This is a genomic window from Streptomyces aureus (assembly GCF_000725495.1).
Taxonomy (GTDB): Bacteria; Actinomycetota; Actinomycetes; order Streptomycetales; family Streptomycetaceae; genus Streptomyces; species Streptomyces aureus_B.
This window is the reverse complement of sequence record NZ_JNZD01000007.1, coordinates 169,452-190,533: the sequence shown is the minus strand read 5'-3', so window position 1 is coordinate 190,533 and position 21,082 is coordinate 169,452. Positions and strand designations below refer to the sequence as shown.

Sequence of the window (21,082 nt, the reverse complement as noted above, 5' to 3'; positions counted from 1 at the left end):
GGATACGAACGACTACTCCAAAGCGAAGCCGCCCTCGATGTACCAGGAACTACTAGCCAGGGCCTGGTACATGGCGGCCCGCCACAGGTTCGGATCTTCCTCGGCCAAGCCGGCGGCCTCGTCCCGCAGGTGATCGCCGACCATCGACGGGGCCTTGCGTTTGAGGATGTAACGGAGGCTGCTCATTTCCCGAGCTGCCTGCGATCCGTACAGGGACGCGAGTCCGAATGTGCGGAAATGCCTGTGAACCCGCGTCGTGAGGATGGTGTCCCACGCGGACGGCGGCTTCACATAGAACTCGACGGCTGCGGGGGCCACTTCGTGGACACGGGCGAAGAGCCACTTCTCCTTGCCGACGTCGTCGAAATAGGGGTGGAGTGTCTGCTCACCCGCGCTGTTCGGAGCGGTCTCGCCCTTCACCGTGTTGCACTTGTGGCACGCGGGAACCAGGTTGAACGGCACGACAGACAGCAGCGGATACGCCGTCTTTGGCAGCTGATGGTCGAGGGTCTCTACATCCCGGTGACCGCACAGAGGGCAGCGTCCCAAGGGCGCTGCGGCCTTCAGCTTGTCGTACTCGTCCCTTCCCGGATTACCCTTGCGGGACATGCGCTGCGTGTAGTTCTTGGTCAGCTCGGCTCTGTCGGCCTTGTCGGTGGGCTTGACCTTAAGGTCCGCCAGGGTGTGGAGGGCAGCCGCTGCGGCTGCGGTTTCGAACCGGTCGGCGGCATTGACCACCTCCTCTTCCAGGGCCTTTAGTCGCGTCTTGGCCTTCGGCCGGGACTTGCTTATACAGGTCAGGTAGACCGTGCGGGCCGAGAGTTCAGGGATTGGCAGAGCCCACATCAGATCTGACCCTCCCAGTTCGCGGGTCCGTCTGAGTCTCGGACAGCGATGAGGGATCGGACGATAGCCTTGGCCTCGCCGCCAAGCTGACCGTTGAATCGTCCAAGAACGTGCTCGTACGAGAGCCCCTGGCGTACCGCGGCCTTCAGATCACGGTGGAATCCGGAGTCGGTCACTTCAAGCCCGAACACCTCGTGAGTGAGCACGCCGACATTCTCGCCGAACGTTTCGATGGTGGGGCGGTCGGCGACCAACTGGTTGCCATGGCGCCTCAGTTTCCACACGCAGGACGCCGGAACCTCTTGGAGGACGACGGGCGAGTGCGTGGCAACGACCGCGAGACCGTTACGGTCCGCGAGTAGGTCGGACAGGGCACGTATGAACGCGGCCAGCAGCGGCGGGTGCAGATGGGATTCCGGCTCATCGATGATCACCAGCGAACGCTCAGTGACGTGCTCGACCAAGCGGGTCATGGTCAGCAGCACAACCTTGTGACCCGAGCTGAGGCTACTGAACAACTGCCGCGCTTTGCGCCGGCGGACATTGGCGCTCCGGGTGGACTGGAAGTCCGCCAGCCATGTCTCGTCGAGGAGGCCGTTGCCAGCGTATTGCAAGGTTCGCAGGGCTTTCGCCCACCGATCTGCCCGCTCCCCGGTCAGGCATGCCTCCACGCTGTCCGCGAAGTCCTTCTTGATCTGGCCCGATGTTTTGACCCGTGGCGCACGTGATCCGCCAGTGGGGATCTTCAGCCCGACGTAGGCGTAGGAGATGGCCACATCGTCGTCGTGGATGAGCGGGAACTCGTCGAAGGCGCTGAAGGTGACGCTGACCAGGTTCGCGAAGGACCTGCGAGTGCCTCGGTCGTACTCAATGATGCGGCCGACGTCTTCCTCCGGAGCTTCGTAGTCGCCCACACATCGTGTCAGGCTGTTCAGGAGGTAGGACTTGCCGACGCTGTTGCGGCCGATTAGCACATGGATGTTCGTGGACGGTCGCGAGTTTGGAGACACCTCGAACGGAAGGATCACCGACTTGCCCCCGCCTCCAGCGGGGACTGGAGCCTCGTAGGCCACCTGGAATCCTGAGACTCGAACGCCGCCCTGAGCGATGCGGCGGAACTGCTCCTCGACGGCGGTTGGCTTCAAGAACCGCATGAGTGAATCGCGTGTCACTTGCTCGTGCTGGACGCGGTCGAAGATGCTCTCGTTGAACGCTATGTCCTTCAGTGCGGTCAGGACTAGCACGCGAATGTTGTCGCCGAGTTGGCGCAGGCGCTCGTAGTACGAGTCATCTTGACCCAAGGAAAAGTGCCGCTCCCCGAGTACTTCGAAGCTCTCAGGCATGCGCGCAACGCGGCCTGGGCCCTCGTTGCTCTGATCTCGCCCCGGGTGCATCCCCAGCTCGCCGATCTTCACCTCGCCGATCCCGTGACGGCGTCCGTCGTCGTCGTAGATCACCAGGTGGAACATGGTGACGAAGCCGTAGTCGTTCCATGCATCTCTGACAAGCAGGGCCTGCGACCGTACACTCTTCGGTTGTCGTTGGCCCCGCTCCACGACCGTGAACTGCACTCTTCCTCCGCGCCTTGTCCCGCCCGCGCTCCCACACGGCCGGCCACTGCTTGCACACGCGTGCAGCCAGACTCAGTCAGGTCAGCGTAGTCGCACCGGCCGCAACCACTCCAATGTGTGTGGCCTCCGGAGGAACGGACCGGCTCGGCCGCGTCGCACGCTTTTTCAGTTGGGCGATCGCCCCCACTGCAAGCCCCCAGCAAGAAGCGTCCGTGCAGCGGAGCGAGGGCGACGTCGTACCAACAAGAGGCGTCTGTCGGCGATGCTGTTGGGTTACGCCTGCTCCGCAGCGTGGGCCTCAATGTAGAAGGTGGCAGCGGTGACGGCCGCGGACACTGCCAGCCGCGCCGTCGCAACATCCAGCGTGGGACGTTGGCTTAGTCCGTGACCGGTCCCGAACCCAGCGTTCCGAAGCTCCGCGATACTGTTCACGAGGTTCGTGAGAGCACCAAGCGCCTTGCGGCGCTGTACGGCCCCTGGTTCGCTGCCCTTTGCTCCTGCCGGATCCAGGCCCAGAGCGATGTTGGCCTCCTTCAACAAGTACGGAATGTCCTTCTTCGTTTCTGGTCCGTTGCCGTGAAGACCTAGCACTGCCTTAAGGACGGTCTCCACCAATTCCTTAGCTGAGCCGATCGCTTGCGCTGGGTCGTCTCGGATGCCACGCCGGATACGGGCCGCGTGTTCGTCGACATCTGCAAGACCGAGTTCCTTGGCTGCCGCCTGTAGTTCATCTACACCCACGTCAGCCACTTGACTGCCGTAGATGTCGCTGAAGAGGACAGGCTCGTACTGGGCGAGCCACTCAGGGAGCCCAAGCATTCGTTCAGCGACGGCGAAGTTCGCTGCATCGATGGCCCTGGTAGCAATCCGATATGGACCGTCACCGACGGTCCGGCCAGACGGCCGGAGAATTTCTTCGACCATGTCGAGCACATGGCCCGAATAGTCCTCGTCATTCCAGTCCAGACTGCGCAGCAGTCTGGGGTGATCCCGGACTCGGTCGGCGCAACCCGTCTCGTAGGCAAGTGCTAGCCAGTCCCCACGAGTGAACTTGGCCTCAATGGCCTTCGCGACCGCGAGCACGACCTTCTCCGGCTTCACATCCTGCTGCATCGTCTCTCCCCGCACCGATTCAATAACTCACCGTATCGGCGAGCAGGCAGTGGGTACCCGTGTTTTTCCAGCGACCGGCGCCCCCTCCTCTTGATGCAAGGGACTTGGGCAGCGGTCGTTCAGGCCGCTGCCGGTAGCGGCCCCACCGTGCGCTCGCGAACTTCGCGCGCCTGGCCCGTGCCGCTCTCCTGGCGGCCTACGACTCCAACCAGTGGTGAATTGGCCGCCTTGACTGGCAACCGAGCCGCGGTCAGATACCCAGAGCTCGGCGACCCGTCGACTCGGCGCTCAATCTGCCCATGCGCGCACCCGCTGGTCCATCTGAGCCAACGGTGCGTGCTCTACTGCGTGTTGACGTCGAGATTCTCGGTTGCTTCCTCTAGAGGCTCTACCAAGCCGTTTCGGAAGGAGACGCGGTCGTACTCTCCCTCCGCGTGGATGTTGATCTCGATGCGAACTTGGCCCGGCTGATCCGAAAGCCAGGAAAGCGCGCGCCGCAGGTTGAAGAGACCAGACCTGTCGAGGACCGCCTCAATGTCCGCCACCCGAACGCTGTCACCGGGAGTTGGGGCAGAGGGAGCGCCGCCGCTAGACGTGCCTCCTTGCGGACTTGGAGTCGGCGACGGCGGCGTGGGCTGGGGGGCTGATGGCTCATCGGGCTCGGGGGCCTTGGGGGCGGGCTCAACGGTCGCCTGCAGACACTCACGGGCGTAGTCATGCCAGAGGATCGCTGCATCGTCTGAGAGGTCGATCTCATCGGCTGTGAGGCGTTCCCCGAAGCGGATCTGCCGAGCGTCGCGGGGAGCAATCTCTTCCCCTTCTCGCACAAGCCCGACCGCGTAGCCAAGTTCGGAGGTCTTGACTGCGTTCGCGATGGCCGAGGCGATGACCTTCTTGTCCCAAAGCTTGGTGAACTCGTAGTAGCTGTAGAACCAGTCCACCAGGTCAGCGCAGATGACCGCCTTCCGGTCCGGCCCCAGGCCCGCCAAGGCGACGAGCTTCGCGGTGGTGACAGAACTGAACACGCGCTGGCTGAGAGCTTCCACTACACGTTCGTGGAGGGCACGGCCTGCTGCCAGCATCGTGCGGAGATCTGAAGGCTCAAGCACATAGGGCGCGTCGCCTGACCTCGATCGCGTGGGGATGGCCACCGTGCTGTAAGCGGCGCCGATGGCCGCAGAGCCGTCGCGTCGAGCGTTGGCCGCCTTATCTTGAAGTTCCTCGATCTGCTCGGCGCTGAAGTTGTACTTCTTGTGCTGGTCCAGGAGTGATTTGGCGGCCAATCGCAGCCTTATGGCGTGTCGGGCGAGGTCGAACTGGGCCTTGTCCGGCAGGACCAGGGCGAGTCCGTTGCGGTATCGCCGTGGACTTCCCTTGCCGGCTTGTTCAATGAACTTCTCCGGCGAATCACGGTCTTCAGACCAGTCCGGATGCAGGTAGGCAACCGTGAACAGGGAACGCTCGTCAGGGATGCCGCCAGGCGTCTCCGGCCACAGAGCTACGCCCCTGTTGCCTTGCAACTGCTTGTCAAGTTCCGCACGAACCTCGGTGAGCACCTCATTGGAGCTGAGCTTGCTGGCTTCGTCCCGTACGAGTTTCGTCAGGTTGGGAGTCGGCTCGAACCGGTAGCGGCGTCCCGTGTAGTGGAGGTACAGCTCCTCCTCGCGGAGATCGTGCAATGCGGAAATGACGATGTTCCGGGTCAGGCCGGGAACAAGGACACTTCGAACGAGGTCCGATTCGAGAACGCCCCGGTCTTCGCCCTCGCGTGCCCCGAAGCTGTAGAGCATGATGGCGGTGGCAACGCGCGTCCCCACCCGAAGCTGTGCGATTGTCGGGCTGTCAGCCCCGAGCGTTCGGTCTACCGTCGTGCACCCCGCGCCCTCCGAGGTGACGTCGCTCGACAGCACGGACGTGTACCGCTCCCTCTCGCCCACCTGGGAGAAGAATGCACCCCGAGACGCCTCATCAGTGAAGTCGACGTCACCCGGCCCGATGAGCGGACTCTTCGCTCCCGACTGCCACAGGGCGTGGACGACTGCCGCCAAGAACTGCAACGCGCCACGGGTTCGCTGATATGAAGGCAGAGACCCCCAACGGTGGTACATGAGATCAAGCAGGTCGGGGTGCAAGGGATACGCAGCCAGTACCCGGTTCTCCAGGGAGTCTGCCGCAGCCTCGGCTTCTCGGCGTGCGTCGCCGGTTTCCGCGGTGGCCAGCAGCTGCCTCCGAAGGACGTCGGAATACGACCGTGCGACCTCCCGGTGGATCTCCTCGTCGCCGAGCTCCGCAAAGAGCCGGCGCTGAACAACGCGGAGTACCTCGTCGCCTGACACCGGCTCGCGCTTGGCATCAACTCGGGCAACGAGCTTGTCCAGGTCGCTCAACAACCCCTCAGCGCCGACGGCCTCGCCGACACTGGCCTGAAGGCTGTAGACCATGGCGGCACGAGGCTGGGCGCTGATGGCCTCCGTGAGCGCCTGAACGAACAGCATGGCCTGACGGCCGGCGGTGGACTCCGCCCGCTGAAGCGCCATGGCCTTCTCGACATAGATCAAGACTTCGTCGAGGAGGATGAGAGTCGGACCGTCACCAATGACCTGCCGGAGGACATCCCCGCCCGGGGCGGACCCCGTCAGATCGTGTTGCTCAACAAGCTCGTAACGTCCGAGCTGCGCTGCGAGTTCTCCCCAAAGAGTGTGCGTCTCGACTCCTGTCGCGCTCATCGGCGAGAGAGGGTCGAGTTCCTCTCCAGACAGCACGGCGATCTGCACGTCGCCTGGATCAGCGATGTCCTTCAAGTCCGGGCAAGCAGCAACGGAGGCGGCGCGGTCGCGAACCAGGTGGAGGAGGGCGACAAGGCTGTGCGTCTTACCGCCGCCGAAGGGGGTGCGGAGTTGAAGGACGTGGGAGCCGGTTCCACCCGCGAGGACGTCCATGACGTCCGTGAGCAACTCGCCCATTTTCTTGGTGAGATACGTCGCCTGATAGAACCTACCGGCGTCCGTGTAGACGGGTGCAATACCCGCCCGGCCTCTGAAGACCCCGGCCAGGTTGGCCGCGTAGGTCCCCATGTCGAGGACGCCTGCCGCAACGTCATCATGCGGACGTGCAACCTGCGTCCAGGGCGACAGCCGATAGCTCGAACTCACAGCGTTCCAACCCCCTGTACTTCAACGTTGTGGATGGCCAGCACCTCAGAGCAGCCCCCGTTCACCAACGATCGTCCTCCACGACACCAGCAGCCGCTCTGCCGCGCTGGCCTCTCGGCTCTTCGTCTCGCTTGAGCTGGCACGCAGGGCCCGACCTGCCAGGGTCTGGATGACTTGGCGGAGCGCGACAGCATCGACGTTCACGGACATCAGATAGGGGCGAACCTCTCCCGGACGGTGTTCTGCACGCCAAAGGACAGCATGTGCGACATCGATGAGGGGCGGCGCGACGGATGACTCAATCTCGTAGAGCGGCATCGTCCCGCTGGCTTCGGTGTCTGGCTGTCCCAGGCGACCGTCATCGCCACGGTCTTCGAAGTCTCTGAGGACGACGGTGGATTTGACCTTATCCACGAGCGGGTTGGGACCTGTCGTGAGGCCGCCGGATCCGTCGAGGTTGGCGCCGGTCATCCGGGCGAGGTTGTTGGCCTCATCGAAGGGGACTGCCGCGTACCCATAGGAGTACTGGGCCGCCACGTAGTAGCGGGTAACGGGGTCCGTGCCGGCGAGCCCCTCGAAGAGCGCGTCCAGCACACGGCTCTGGACCATCTCCAAGAAGGTCTCAGCGGGCAGCACCTCACCATTGTCCTGCTCGACGCGTTCGTACCGGGTCAGGGCCCGAAGGCCAGCCCCGACGATGGCAATGACCAGGTCCGAGCCCGTGATGCCAAGCTCCTCCAGCCGTGCACGGCGCTCCAGGATGATCTGACCGAGCTCGGCCATGACCTCGGCTTCACTGCCTACACCTGCGTCGGGCCTGCGCTTACGCGCGACAAGGAAAATCGACGAGGCGAGACTGGCCGTTCCGCGACCGACGGCCCTCTCCGGCATCTCGGTGTCGAGGGGCCACGCCTCAGTGATCGTGAAGCCTGCGCTCTTGAGCGACTCGACCAGGCTGGACCAACCCGAGGTGGTCTTGTGCGCGTACACACAGACGAGCGGTGCGCCGGGCTTGAGTACCCGATGAGCTTCCTTGAACGCCTTCTCCATGAGGTCTTCGTAGTGCCGACGCGCGTCATCCTTGCTGCCGGAGTGGCGATAGGCAGCGACCACTGCCTCGTTCCTCTTCGGCGTCAGCTCCCCGCCGAGATCCGTGGGGTACAGGAAACCGACAGACCGCTTCAGCCAGACATAAAAGAAGTCAGACAGGTCCGCGTACGAGATGTTGTCGTAGTACGGCGGATCCGTGATGACCGCGTCCTGGGAGTCGCTGGGCAGCGGGAGAGAGGCAGCGGACCCACGAACAACATTTGCAGCGTTCGGAAGAGTAGACAGCCGTTCGATGAGGTCGGCGGTTTCCTTGAGGTATTTACGCACGTCCCCCGAGGCCCCCGCGAACGGGTTGGCCTCATAGAAATCCCACACCATCGGCAGCGCCTGGCGGGCGAACGTATTCGTTCCGCCCTCATTCTTCGTGTCAAGGCGGCACAGGTTCGACAGTCGGTCCGCGACCCGGTTCAGTGCCATGGCCAATGCCGTCGACAGTGCGGCTGCACGCCCCGGCTCCATGCCCTCGTCACAGGCCTTGTCGTGCACGGTGCGAATACCTGCGGCCAATGTACTCAGCGCAAGAAGCTGCCGGGGAGTGAACAGATCACGGTACTGAGAGAACCCGTAAACCATGCACGTTCCGCCTGTGATGCGCATGGTGCCGGGAAGCGGCTCGTTGAGCGGCTCAACGTCCAGTTCCTCAAGGCGCTTCAGGCACTCCGCATCGTCCGGGAGTTCGTATTCGCCAACAGGTAGGTAGTCGCGTCCCCGCCGACCCGGCTTTGCCGCGAGGGCTGCCAGCGGTGCCGTACCCATGCGGCCGGCGCGGGCCTCGTCCTTGACGTGCTTGCTCGTCACCGGTGCACCGCAAATGCGGCAGGTGACTTGGCCGCCTCGCGAGCCTTCAGCGGGGTCAAATCCAAGATCATCTTCAGTCGTTCCCGTAACCACTTCGTAGCGCAGCGACAACGCATCGCGGTCGACCACGGGCTTGAGGGCAACGACTCGATTCTTCTTCCGGCCAAGCCAGGTCTGCCGCACAAGATGGGCGTCGTGCTCCGGCGCCACTGGGTTCGGGCAGCGCACGGTGCGTGTCCACAGGTACGCCAGGGGGAGACGCTGCTCGGTTTCATCGTCGGCGAGGAGGTGCTGCTGTCCAGTGCCACCGTCGACGGTCGGGTAGAAATCCGACAGGTCGCGCCAGGCCGCGTCGACCCAGATCTGACCCCACTTACGCACGTCGTCAGCGAGACCGGGATAGCTCTGCGGGAACTCCAGGAGCATGCGTTCGATGAGGTGAGCCACTGGGTTCAGCTCATTGGCCGTAACCTCGCACCCCAGGCGCAGGGCCTCCAGGGGGATAGCGCCTCCGCCGGAGAAGAGGTCGACCACCTTCGGCGGCCCATCCTTGCTAGCCGCGAGTACCTCGCTACGCGCTGTGCGAATGGCGTGGTCTTCGGCACCCCACGTGCACAGCGCGTCGAAGAAGATCGACTCTTCATCGAGCGTGCGAGTCCGCCCTTCCGCCGGCGCAAGGGCGGAGTACACGGCAGCGCGGGAGGCTGCGAGAGGTCGACGAGCCCACCAGAGGTGCAGCGATGCGGGGTGGCCGACACGACCGCCCACCTTCTCGCTGGCGCTCGTGCGGCTGATGACGTCGATCGGGATGACGTCTTCGATGAGCCGCTTGTCACTGCTGTCGCGCACTCTATTCCTCTCGCTCCGCAGCTCTCGTCTCTATAACCGCGTGAGCTCGGATGCTAGCGCCTGGTACGCGATAGCCGGTAACCTGCCGGATTTCGGACACATTAGGCAGCGTGTGGTACGGGTCCTGCACCCTCATCAGTACAGGGCTCGTCGTCGAGCTGTAGACGACGTAGAGCCAGAAGCCTGCTGCCCATCGCTGGGCGGCGTACCACTCGGTCCGGTACAGGCCCACGTCGCCCGAGGCGGCGCTGCGGCCCTTCACCTCGATGCGGCGCACCTGTGAGCTGCCGTCGGGAAGCGTCCGTGTCGAGCGAATGTCAAAACCGCTGCCGTCCATCAGGTGTCCGAGGTATTCGGGCTCCCAGCCCTGCTCCGCCTCGAAAGCCATCGCGACCTCGACCGCGGCCTCCTCAACTTCCTTGCTGTTGGGACGCATGACGTCGACGTCTGGGTGCTCTGGCCTATGCGGCGGCACCACAGAGGCAGAGCCGAGGTGCGTCACCTTGCCTGAGCGCACGACGCCGAGGCGGTTGAGGGACTCCAGTTTGGAGGCCCGTCGATGCTTCAGCTCCTTGAGCTGCCGTGCAGCGTTGTCCCGCTGGAGCCGGTACGAGTCATCACCTGCAGCGACCTTGGCATCGTAGGTGTCCCATCGGCCCTCCAGCCGTCGCTTCTGCGCGTCCATCGCCTCCTCAAGGTATGAGGCGCGGAGTTTGGCTTGATCGAGCCGGCTGTTCCGCTCCGCCGTACTCCGCGAAAGCTGGACCTCCACGCGCAGCCAGTCGGTCGCGGTTTTGATCTGGTCCGGCGAAAGAGGGGCAGCCTTCCGCGCTTCCACGGGGGTCGCGGGCGTAAGCGTGTGAAGGACATCTGCCGGTCCCCGGTGCAGGCCGTCCTGGTCCTCTATCACCGCCACGACCTCAGCGAACGCGAGCTCCGAGGCGCCGTGGACGTCCTCACCCACCACTTCATATGCAAAGAGGTGGACGAAGTACGGGGCCAGAGCACCCGGGTCGACGAACGCTGCAGCACCCTGGGGGACGTTGTCAGAAGCGAGATCGCGTTCCAGAGACTCAGCAAGCGCCGCGAACAGCGGGTGGCCCGGCGAACACAGCACCGAGTCCTCGTGCTCGACGCGGCTTCGTTCCTCCTTTCGGAAGGTGAGCTTGCGGTATTCGGAATCCGGGCGGCCCCGGTGCTTCACCGCCGCAAGATCTTCGCTGCGCAGCGCGACAGGGACGTGCTCGATGCGGAGCAGCTGATCCGCTCGGCGCTCAACACGAAGGCGCTGGCGACTGGCGGCACGTAGGAAGAACGCCTCCGCGTATTCCGGCATGAGCCGACGCTCGTCGGAGAGGAAGTTCTGGCCGCGGACCCAGTCGATGTCCACGTACTTCTTCGCCAGGGCGATCCCTGTGTCCTTCTCGTACTCGGCCAATTTCTCCGAGTTGAGCCGGTTGATCGCGGCGACTGCAGCGTCCCTGTTGGCCTTGGTGGGGTTGGCGAGTGTCTCCTTGACGAGCCGCTCGAAGTCGATGCCGTTGATCGTGAGAAGCTCGCCGATCACGTCGTAGACGCGGCCATCCAGGTCAGCGCGCATCGCTTCGAGGCGGGCATGGAGACCGGCAAGCAGTTGGCCCTCAATCGTGTTGGTGGCACAGAAGTTGAAGATCCAGCAGTCTGCGCTCTGACCGATGCGGTGCACTCGGCCCATGCGCTGTTCCAGGCGTACCGGGTTCCAGGGAAGGTCATAGTTGATCATCAGGTGGCAGAACTGGAGGTTGATGCCCTCGCCGGCCGCTTCGGTGGCGATGCAAATCTGCTTGTTCTGCCGGAAGTCGTGCTGGATCCGCTTCCGTTCCGCTGGAGAGTGACCGCCATGGATGGTGCAGACGGAGTAGCCCTGCCGACGGAGGTTGTCTTCCAGGTAGCTCAGGGTGTCGCGGTGCTCCGTGAAGATGAGGAGCTTCCCGCGGCCGTCCCGCAACTCCTCGAACTCTGCCCTCGCTAGGCACTCTCGCAGAGCCACCAGCTTCCGCTCATCCCCCTGAGCTCGGACCCTGTCCGCGTGGGAGACCAGCTTGCGGAGTTCGCTTACTTCGGTACGCAGCTGGGAGATCTGTTCCGCGCTGCTTACCTCGGTGGCCAGGGCGTCATCGACGATCTCGTCGATGTCGTCCGACTCCGCTTCCCCATCGTCTTCGAAGTCTGAGTCCGCCGGCATACGCCCCAATGCGGCCAAGCGCCGGTTTCGATCAGCGGGGTCCATGGCGGTCAGCTGATCGACCAGATCACTCAAGCGGTCGGCTCGCTTGGCCAGCGAGGACCTGATAGCACCCAGGCTCGACGCGAGACGACGTTGGAGAACAGTGCGCGCGAGAGCGACCGCGTTACCCCTCGATCCCCCACTCGACCCCAGGTAGGTGTTCACGTATTCAGTGACATCCTGGTACAGCGCATATTCTGCGGTCGAGAGCTGGAACGGCTGAGTACGGACATGCCTCTCGACGAAGAGCGCGTGATTCTGTTCGTCTACAAGGTCTTCCTTCTGACGCCGCAAGAAGTACGGATTCCCGTCATTCGAAATCTGCTTCTTCACGAGGTCAGGTGTTGAGAACTGATCGGGATCCAGCAGCCCCAAGAAGCGCGTAAACCTGTCCTCGTCACCTGAGTGTGGTGTCGCCGTGAGCAGAAGCAACCGATCTGCCTGCTGCGCCACCCCCTCCACCAGGACGTACCGCTTCGTCTTGACGACCCGCTCGTCACGGCCACGCTTCGTGAATGCCGATGCTTTGTGGGCTTCATCAACGATGACCAGGTCCCACTGGGCACGGAGAAGTTCATCGCGCACGTCGTCACGCTTGGCAAAGTCGATGCTGCTGATGGCCATAGGGAAGCGTTCCCAAGGGCTCTGTCCGAGCTGATGACGAACCTGTTCACCTGACACGATCTCGAACTGCTCGTCGAACTTGTCGAGCATTTCGTCTTGCCACTGCGTGGTGAGCGGAGCCGGGCTGAGGATCAGGATTCGCTCCACCGCCCCTCGGAGTTTCAGCTCCTTGAGTAGCAGCCCAGCCATGATCGTCTTGCCTGCACCAGGGTCATCCGCGAGCACAAAACGCAGCCTGGGCTGAGGCAGCATGTGCCGATAGACCGCTTCGATCTGATGCGGCAGACCGCGAACGCCACTCATTGATACGGCGAAGAGCGGATCGTGAGCAAATGCGTGCTTAATTCGCTGCGACTCTACCCACAGGAACAGATCTTGCGCGTTGACCAGCTCAGGTTTTGGTGCGACCTTCGCAAGAGCCGCGTCAAGTTCAGATTCCAGCACCTGAGTTTCATCGGGCGCCCCATTGGCATGACGGACCCTGACGAGAAAGACGCCGGTCCCGATCGACTCGACGTGCTCCACTCTCACGGGGTGCGCGAAGTGACCATCGAGCATGATCAAGCGATTCTTGGCCCGCTCGCCCACATCACTCACGGTCCGTCCCTCCGTCACTCCCGTAGCAGCCAAGCCCAAACCTAACCGATGCCAGTGACAAGGCCGCCGGGCTCATCGCGTCCCAACCGAAACCGACGGAGGACACGACTGCTCCGGACCAGACCACACCCTACGGACAAGACTCCCGACCACCCTCGTGGCGCCCCCGAACGGTGCGAGACCCGGCCAGCACGCCAAGCCACATTCCCTAGATCGACCACCAGTGACGTGACAATGGTCGCGATGGGATGGGGCACTCTCCCCGATCAGTACGGTCGCCGCTCGGACGGTGACGACGGCCCCGTAGCCCAGAAGACAGCCGAGGGGTCAGCTACTCGGCCGTAAACGCAATGCCACGTAGTTACTCAAACACTCAGGCCGAAGTCTTCGGGCTCGGGGCCGCCTCGGGAGTGCGGCTGCCGATAGGTCTTCCCAGGGGGCAGGTCGCCCCCTCCATCGCGGCGGTAGTTCTCCTGCGCTGTCGGACTAGCCTGACGATCGCCGAGGTCCACGAGCGCCCCCTTCACCTGATGCCGCTCGGGGCCTCTGCGTTTTGAACCCTCGACCATGGGAGCAGGGGACGGATCGACGTCCTCAGCTCCAGCGTCAGGCGGCAGCTCGAAGTTCTCGGTACCCCTGCCAACGCCCATCCTTCTGGCGAGAAGCTCTTCCAAGACGGCCGTCGCGACGGCCATCGCAGCGACGGCGACCCTCTCGTCCTTGAGGAAGCCCTTCACGGCCTTCACGGCGCCGGCAACGCGCTTCCCCTTGCCGGCCCTGCGGGCGGCCTCGTCAGGCTCGGCGGAAGTCTGGTCGTTGACCTCGGGGGTCTCTGCGGAGTCGTCCACCCACACAGATGTACCGGACCCGCCCTTCAACTGTCAGACAATTACCCGACATCGCCCAATCAAGTTCAGTAGGCGGCGAGGATCTGGGTGGCTAGCTATAGCTAGAGACGAGGAAGCCGGGCCCAGCGAGCATCTGCCCTTCAGGCTGTGTCCCTACATCGCCCACAGCCTCCGATGTTGCCCGCCGCATCGAGCGGAGCCCACCGAGGGCGAACCGGAGGTTGCTAAGCCCTTGGCGGAGGCGTACGGCTGGAGCTTGCCTCTGCCACGCGGAGTTGGGCCGGCTCAGGACGCTGTTCCAGCCGGGTCGCAACCAGTCACAAAACTGTGGATCCAGACTCTATGGGGAGCGTGCGCAGCGGCTCGGCCAACGAAATGGCCCTGACCCATGGCTTATCAGAGAGAGTCTTAACCTCATCAGCGACGACTCGCGCAGTGATGATCTTGCGGCCCTCGATCACTCCCGTCGCGCCAGCTCTCTGCAGGTGGTCAACCTGCTCCGGCGTGGGGACATCCGCAAGCTCTACGTAGACCGCCAGCGGTTCCCCACCGGTGGTCACGGTCACGTCAGATGCAAAGGCAAGCAGCAGTCGCGCACTGAGCTTACTTTGATCCACGGCTTGATCCTGCCCTCAAATGGTGGAAATGTTCACAAGGCCGTGGCCCCACTGTGGGTCCCACGTGCCATTGCCACTGGCTCGGCCAGGTATGGAACTCAGGGACCCCAGCTTACTGACGGCCTGCTCAGGGGCAAGCCCTTTGTTCATCTGTAGCAGAAGAGCGACAGTTCCCGTAACAACTGGGGTCGCCATGCTGGTGCCCCACCACACACAGTACTCACTGTCGATCACCCGGTTGTCGGGAACTGGAGCGTTGCCGGACCGCGCGGACACCACCGCAACCCCTGGCGCGGCTACGTCCGGCTTATGGCCCCCGTCCCTACGCGGCCCCAAGCTGCTGCGCTCCCAGATGTCGTCGAGCCGGGATTGCGGGACGCTGCGGGGTCCAACAGCGGAACGCCATCGCACCTTCGAGGTGTATGCAGCGACGGCCACTACTCGATCAGTATCGGCTGGGTGGCAAACGGTCATTCGTGAGTCAGCATAGGGTCCGGAAAAAACCGATCCTCGGTCGTCTTGCACCCACAGATCGACCCGCCCATTCCGAATATTTTGAGCATGCAGGTTAATGCGCCAATCGCCTGATGAAGCTGCATTTCTCAGCAGGACTTCAAAGTTTCGATCGCGCCCCGGACCATTCCCCCGGGCTATTTCTACCACCCCGTCACGAAAAGTGTATCGACCGACTGAATTGCGCCCATCTTCGATCGCCGTTTTGTCTCCCGAGGGGGATACCACGGATACCCCGATGGAATCCTTGTCGGAATACCAACCACCCACGCTAGTATCCCCCTCCACCGTATTTAGAGGAACGGTGACAACTTGACCATCAGCCACAGCCAGCCTCGCATGAATATCATACTTCCCCTCATTTCCCGCAGCACAACATATAATCCTCCCATCCCCTACAAGTCCATTCAATATTTGCGAGAAGTGCCCAGTGCCATCATGAGGGCCATAGTGGGTACCGAGGCTGATATTCACTACGGCGGGAAGCTTCATTTGATCGGCATAACCGAAGATGTAGTTCACTGCATCTATCACGCCATTTCCCACTTTAGGCGCCGCCAGCTTCACAATGACAAGCCTGGAAGCGGGCGCGACACCAGAGTGCCCAGCGGCGATGCCAGCGACGTGAGTTCCATGGCCGTCAGCATCGACGCTTCTTTGCACATGATGCCCGGTCAACTCAGTGCCGTATGAGGCACCTGGCACACCAGGTCCGCTTATCGTCTGGTCCCAAATCCTGTCGATGCGGTCATAAAAATCTGGATGACGAGGATCTATTCCACTGTCAACTACTCCAATGATTATGCCATCCCCGTCGAGTTTTTCCGTCCCATCCCCCCTGTTTCTCCGCAGCACATCCAACCCAATTGCTGCCCCAACAGCATCCATTTTCGATCGCAGGGGAGGAGAAGATGCGACATACTTGACAGCGCCACAATCTGCGATATCAGGTATAGCCTTAATGGGCACCACTCCCACAGCGAAGCGGTCACTGACTACACCGGCATTCAGTCCAAATTTCACCCCCAAATCGCGCAATTGTACACCTCGGCTACACTCGACAGAAATGCCGATTAGAGATTTGCCCGGAGATTCCTCATCAAACTGATAAATTCCGAACATCCGGGCGCGTCGCTTAAGGGCTTGGGTATCATTCTGGCGATACTCTTCGTAAGCCAATCTGAGTAGCGGTGCCAGCTTCTCGCAGTCCACAATGATCTCCAAATACCAATAGCCGAGCGGCTTCTTGGCCCCCGATCACTGCCCGTTTCTGAGTTACTATCAGGTTAACCCTGATGGGTGCGCGCCACAACTTGAGCTACTGGATTCCAATCGGGCAGTGTATGCCTCTGGGGTAACCGCCCTAGCTAGCTATAGCTACGCTCAGGCCATGGTCAGGTTTGGTCGGAACGCGGGGTGCACGCAGACCACAGCGCCACCCAACTCCCGCGTGACGCGGGCAATCCGCTCACAACTAGCGGCGCCGAACGTCAGGAATCGTGTCGCCTACGTCCCACTCGATCAACCCGGCGCCTTGGCGTTGGTAGTGGGCCTGCTTCACACGCTTGCGCTGGTCATAAGACTCCCTGCCATGGATTCCGTACACCTCTACGTAAGAGTGGGGGTGAACGTCAGTGAGGACGAAATCTGGGAATACGAGATCGCTTCCGTCATATCGCACCGGTTTGACGTAGGCACGTCCGGCGTCGGTGAGCGCGTTGGCCATGACGACTTCGTGACTGGAGTCGGCGGGTATGTACAGCTTGCTGACCAGCATGGCGGCCATGTCGAGTACCCGGACGTTGCCCTTTGGGCTGAGTTCGACCAGGAACAGGCCGATCCGGCGGGCTCCGTGTTCGTCCGCGGCTGCGGAAAAGGCCGGCCGGTACGAGCGGCGGAGCCGTTCGTCGAGGGCTGTGGTGGCGAACAGGCCGCCGCGGTGGTGAGCCAGCGCGTATTGGACGCCGTACCGGCTCGGTCTGACATCTCTGATCTCGCCGAGGATGAGTCCCCGCCGCTGTGTGTCTCCGCGCCGTTTCAGGCGGGCGATGCGGAACGTCTCGAAGGCAGCGGTGTTGCGGCGGGCGTACTCCTCCCGGAAGGGGGGCACGACGTACAGGGCCTCGGTCAACTCCTCGTGGTTGATGGAGCATCCAGCGATCTGCTCGCTCAGCCGGGCGTGGCAGACCCACCAGGTGCGTCGTCGCCAGCGCGGGTGCCAGGCGGTGAGTTGGGCTTCCTCCCACAACCAGTGGAGCAGGCCGAGCAGGCCGACCGTACGGCGGGCGCGGCCGTCGCGTTGTTCGGTGGAGGCTTTGGCCGGCTCCGGGGCGCTGAGCTTGCGGGCGAGCGCGGCGGAGAAGCGGATCGCGACGCCGTCGTCTCCCTCGTGGATGGCTTCCGTGCTGTAGGCGTCGCGGCCGGTCAGCTCCGAGGCGAGTTTGTGGAAACTGCAGCTGGGATCGTGGAGTTCGCCTTCGCCGGGCCATCCGGCCAGGTGGTAGCGACCGGCCCGGCTGCACCGGATGACCAGGCGGAGTGCTGGTGTCTGACAGAGGCATTGGCCGTGGCCTACTTCGGCTCTGGCGCGGGAGAAGAGGGTGGCGTAGTCGGTGGCGTGCTCGCGCAGCACGAACAGTGGGAGCGACTTGTCCGCGAGCCGTACGCGGTCGCCCCGGTCACCGCGGGTGGCGCCGTCGCCCTGGGGGCTGTCCGCGTCGCCTGGTCCGGGGCGGCTGGGCTGGTCTGGTAGCGGGACGTCATTCGAGGCGGTCATGTCCGCACTCCTCCGTAGCCGGGACCGGTCATTGGCCGGTGGTGCTGGAGTTCCTCCTCTGCCTCGGCGTGCCGACGCCGCCGACCGACCTGCAGCATCAGTTTCACCGCCGCAAGGTGAGGGGCCGGGGGCTCGTCGGCATCGAGTTGCTCGGCCATAGCGCGCCGTACCGCAGCCTCTTCCGCGCGCTGGAGTGCAGTGAGCCGAGAGCGACGCTGGATTTCCAGCGTGATGCGCTGTACCTCTTCGATGAGTTCCTGGACTCGGTGCATCGCCTCTGCGGCGTCCGGGGGAACAGGTGCGCCTTCGGGAAGTTGCTCGGCCAGCTCCCGGAGTCCGTAGGAGGCGGTCAGCGCCCGGTCCATGGCCTGACCACGTCGGCTGCTCAGCTCGGGCGGGGTGAGCAAGGCCAGGGAGTCCGCACGCGCCAGTCGGGCCAGCGTGGCCAGCACGTCCCCCTGGTTCAGGCCCTCCAGACCGGCGGCCACGTCTGGCTCCAGGCGGCTCGGGTTGAGTTCGGCCGGTGCGATCCGGTCTGCCCAGGCCAGCAGCTCGGCGCGCAGCAGCGTCACGGCCTGCGGGTCCAACCCGTAACCGGCGAATGCCGCGTCCGGGAGGTCGGCGACTTGGGCCAGCCGGACATACAGGTCTTCGCGCACTTGTGTCTCGGGGAGCTGTCGGAGTCCCGCGATTCCGTTTGCATAGTCGTCCAGATAGGAATCGACGTCCCGCTGCCCCAGGTGTCGGTGAAGCACTGCCAGGTCCACGAAGTCCTTGGCAGCCAGGCGGTGTCCAGGAGCCTCCAGCTTGCCGTAGAGGAGGTCGCCGATGGCGGCGACCGTCATGCCTGCGGCGGAGCGGGGGGCGAAGTAGCGTGGCATGCGGGCCATTTGAACGTTGACCGCGCCGTACTCGGCGTGTGTGACCAGCAGGTCACTGTTCTGGTCGCATTGCGCGAGCGGGTGGAAGGCCCAGGTCCGGACCTCTTCCACCCGGTACCCGTGGGCGGCCAACGCGCCTGCGACGGCCGCCTGAACCGCCGGGGTGTCCTGGACCTGGTCGGTGAACACGTCGATGTCGTGGGCGGGTCGGGCCCCGGCGCCGCCGAGGGCATGGAGTGCGAGCGATCCGGACAGGTGGTAGCCGTTCGGGCCGCAGGCGGACAGCACGATACGGGCCACCGCGAGCATTCCATCGGTGTTCATGGTCCGGTCAGCTCCGGGAACCGCTGCTCCCACACCTGCGCGACGGCTTGTGGTGCGAGCCGTTGGGGCCACAGACGGAGCAGAACGTCGCGGTTGATCAGTGCTGCCTGCTCGGTCGCGGTTCCTCGTACCAGGAGTCTGCGATACAGCACGGCACACAGTGCTGCGTCCGCCACGTCCACGAGCGCGGGCACGTCTCCGTCGACCAGATGACGGGGTACGCCCACGACACCCGATCCGGGGCCTGCGAGGGCGTCGAAATCCGCTACCACCTCGAACCCCTGGAACAGGAGAAGGTCACCCACGCCTGGCGCGGTGAGCGCGCGAGCGATGTCCTCGGGTATCAGTCCCTGGCGGGCGGCTTCCTCGATCACTCCCTGCTCGGCGCCCCGCAGGCGCGCCACTCGCGCGAAATCGGGCCGGGGGGTGCTGGCCATGTAGTCCGTTCTCCTTTGGTGATGCGTCAAGTACACGCATTGATTGACTAGTTGCGGCGAAGCCGCCCGTCATCCGCGCCGTTCACCTCTAACGTCACCGAACGGTGGCTTCCCCTTGTGGAGAAGTCAGCCGACTGTCGCGCCACCCCCGCCACAAAATACCCCCCAGGGGTATCAAAAAGTGTGAGAGTGTGGCTTCGACCGCCTGCGATGCACGTCCCAGAACGGAGGACTTGATGACTGACTGCTCCATACCCGTGCCGACCGGTGCGGGTAGCGCGTCCTCGGCAACAAGATCGAGCCGCGCACCACACCGGGCCCTCGCTGCGGGAATGGCTGCACTCATCCTCGGCGCGCTGGCCGGCTGCAGCGACACCTCGGGCGGCAAGGCCGATCCGACCGCCGGGGCGACACACAAGGCCGCGGCACCGGTCCGGCTCCCGGTCCCGGACGGATTCGCCACGGAGACCGGCTGGAGCACGTCGGCGAGCCCCGAGGCCACCGATGTCGAGCCGGGATCCAGCGGCTTTCCGCTCGTCGCCGTCGCACCCCAGAGCGCTCTGGTGATTCAGGCAGCCGCCGACGGCTCGCGGGTGCGTGCCTTCTCCCTCACCAGCGGCAAGGCCGTGTGGACGTTCACCCCCAAGGCACTCACGAGTGCACGTACGGGTGTCTTCGTCCAAGAGGGCAAGGCGGGTGAGACGGTGGTGCTGGCCCGTCTGGGCAAGACCAGCGGGAGCGGCCTGACCACGTCGCGCCCCACCACCACGATCGACGTCATCTCGGCGGACTCCGACAGCAAGGCAACCGCCGAACATCACCTCGATCTGGCGGCACCTGACGACACCGCCTCCTCCTTCACCGCCACCGATTCGGGTTTCCTGGTCGGCCCCGCAATCGACGGCGTGCACGAGAAGGCCGTCGCGATCGACGCGGCCGCCGGCGCCCATCGCACCGTGCAGACGAAGCCGGTGAAGGTGTCTGGCTGCGGCTCGGGGCCGTGCACCGTCCAGGCCTCTCCGGCCTTCGCCAGTGCCGAGGGTGTTGTGTCCGCCTTCCAGCAGCAGGACGGCTGTGACCAGTGGACCGAGAGCGGCACCCCGTGCACGTACGGATTCCAGGTCGGCGACGCCTGGACCAGCACCAGCGTTGCCCCCAGCGGCATGCACGTCGGCATCCCGCTCGCGGTCACCGGTCAGTACCTGGTGGCCGCCTGGCACACCAGCGACACGCAGACCGATCCGCCGGCTCTCTCCGACACCGACAAGACCACGCTGGTGGTGCACGATCTCGCCACGGGGAAGATCAAGGCGCAGGTCAGCTGTACCTCCGCCGACGCTCTCACCCTTCAGCCCGGATCCGCACAGTCCTCCACCCGCCTCTCGCCGAACGGTGACTTCCTCATCTCCGGCCAGGCCGGGTTCGACCTTGCTACCGGACGTGGGCACTGCTTCACCAGCACCGCCAGCACCAAGGGCATCGACCTGACGGCCGTGGCCGACGACGGCACGGCGTACGGCATTGTGCACGCCGTCGATCAGACGGAAGCCACCTCCGTGTACGGGCGACTGCCGATCGCCCAGGACGGCACGGACACCGCCGAGCGCGACTCGGCCCGCGTCAGCGTACGGACCGGGGCGGCCAAAGCCCTGCCCGCGGCCGCCGAGGTCCCCATGTATCTGGCGGCGGACGGGCACGGTGTCTTCCGCACCCGCGACGTGGTCGCGGTCTACCCCGCTTCCTGAGCGCCCACTGCCCTG

The 21,082-nt window shown here is 64.0% G+C and carries 13 protein-coding genes; 1 reads left to right on the top strand and 12 read right to left on the bottom strand.

The window, feature by feature from the left end; genetic code table 11:
* Positions 1 to 12: 12 nt before the first annotated feature.
* The 12 genes from IO36_RS15015 to IO36_RS44475 form a co-directional block, all read right to left on the bottom strand.
* Complete coding sequence (locus tag IO36_RS15015; RefSeq protein WP_037620156.1) at positions 13 to 846, bottom strand: HNH endonuclease; 834 nt, start codon at positions 844 to 846, stop codon at positions 13 to 15.
* Positions 846 to 2,417, bottom strand: coding sequence for an AAA family ATPase (locus tag IO36_RS15010; protein ID WP_037620153.1), 1,572 nt, complete (start codon positions 2,415 to 2,417; stop codon positions 846 to 848). The genes IO36_RS15015 and IO36_RS15010 overlap by 1 nt, the downstream gene beginning before the upstream one ends.
* A gap of 273 nt (positions 2,418 to 2,690) precedes the next feature.
* Positions 2,691 to 3,530, bottom strand: a complete 840-nt coding sequence (locus IO36_RS43100) for an abortive infection family protein (RefSeq protein ID WP_051900498.1) — start codon at positions 3,528 to 3,530, stop codon at positions 2,691 to 2,693.
* A gap of 341 nt (positions 3,531 to 3,871) precedes the next feature.
* Positions 3,872 to 6,604 (bottom strand): ATP-binding protein, encoded by a 2,733-nt coding sequence (locus IO36_RS15000; protein WP_037620150.1) that lies wholly within the window; start codon positions 6,602 to 6,604, stop codon positions 3,872 to 3,874.
* Positions 6,605 to 6,727: 123 nt separating this feature from the next.
* Positions 6,728 to 9,439: a DUF1156 domain-containing protein gene (locus IO36_RS14995; RefSeq protein WP_051900497.1), complete on the bottom strand. Its 2,712-nt coding sequence runs from the start codon at positions 9,437 to 9,439 to the stop codon at positions 6,728 to 6,730.
* A 1-nt stretch (position 9,440) separates the two neighbouring features.
* Complete coding sequence (locus tag IO36_RS14990) at positions 9,441 to 12,926, bottom strand: helicase-related protein (RefSeq protein WP_158997363.1); 3,486 nt, start codon at positions 12,924 to 12,926, stop codon at positions 9,441 to 9,443.
* Positions 12,927 to 13,291: 365 nt separating this feature from the next.
* Entirely contained in the window at positions 13,292 to 13,774 is a 483-nt protein-coding gene (locus tag IO36_RS14980) for a hypothetical protein (RefSeq protein WP_158997361.1), read from the bottom strand.
* Between the two features lie 317 nt (positions 13,775 to 14,091).
* On the bottom strand, positions 14,092 to 14,391 hold the full coding sequence (locus IO36_RS14975) for a hypothetical protein (protein ID WP_037620144.1): 300 nt from the start codon (positions 14,389 to 14,391) through the stop codon (positions 14,092 to 14,094).
* Positions 14,392 to 14,406: 15 nt separating this feature from the next.
* Positions 14,407 to 16,116 carry a S8 family serine peptidase gene (locus IO36_RS44480; protein ID WP_209441207.1) on the bottom strand — a complete coding sequence of 570 codons (1,710 nt, stop codon included), beginning with the start codon at positions 16,114 to 16,116 and terminating at the stop codon, positions 14,407 to 14,409.
* Between the two features lie 262 nt (positions 16,117 to 16,378).
* Positions 16,379 to 17,680 carry a DUF1173 family protein gene (locus IO36_RS14970; RefSeq protein ID WP_078943207.1) on the bottom strand — a complete coding sequence of 434 codons (1,302 nt, stop codon included), beginning with the start codon at positions 17,678 to 17,680 and terminating at the stop codon, positions 16,379 to 16,381.
* The gene (locus IO36_RS14965) at positions 17,677 to 18,885 is read right to left on the bottom strand and encodes a hypothetical protein (RefSeq protein WP_158997357.1); all 1,209 of its coding nucleotides are present in this window, start codon (positions 18,883 to 18,885) and stop codon (positions 17,677 to 17,679) included. Before IO36_RS14965 ends, IO36_RS14970 begins: the two co-directional genes overlap by 4 nt.
* Positions 18,882 to 19,322, bottom strand: a complete 441-nt coding sequence (locus tag IO36_RS44475; RefSeq protein ID WP_051900495.1) for a hypothetical protein — start codon at positions 19,320 to 19,322, stop codon at positions 18,882 to 18,884. Before IO36_RS44475 ends, IO36_RS14965 begins: the two co-directional genes overlap by 4 nt.
* 332 nt (positions 19,323 to 19,654) lie before the next feature.
* Between IO36_RS44475 and IO36_RS14955 the strand changes: the two genes are divergently transcribed.
* Complete coding sequence (locus IO36_RS14955) at positions 19,655 to 21,067, top strand: hypothetical protein (protein ID WP_245173293.1); 1,413 nt, start codon at positions 19,655 to 19,657, stop codon at positions 21,065 to 21,067.
* The last annotated feature ends 15 nt before the right edge of the window (positions 21,068 to 21,082 follow it).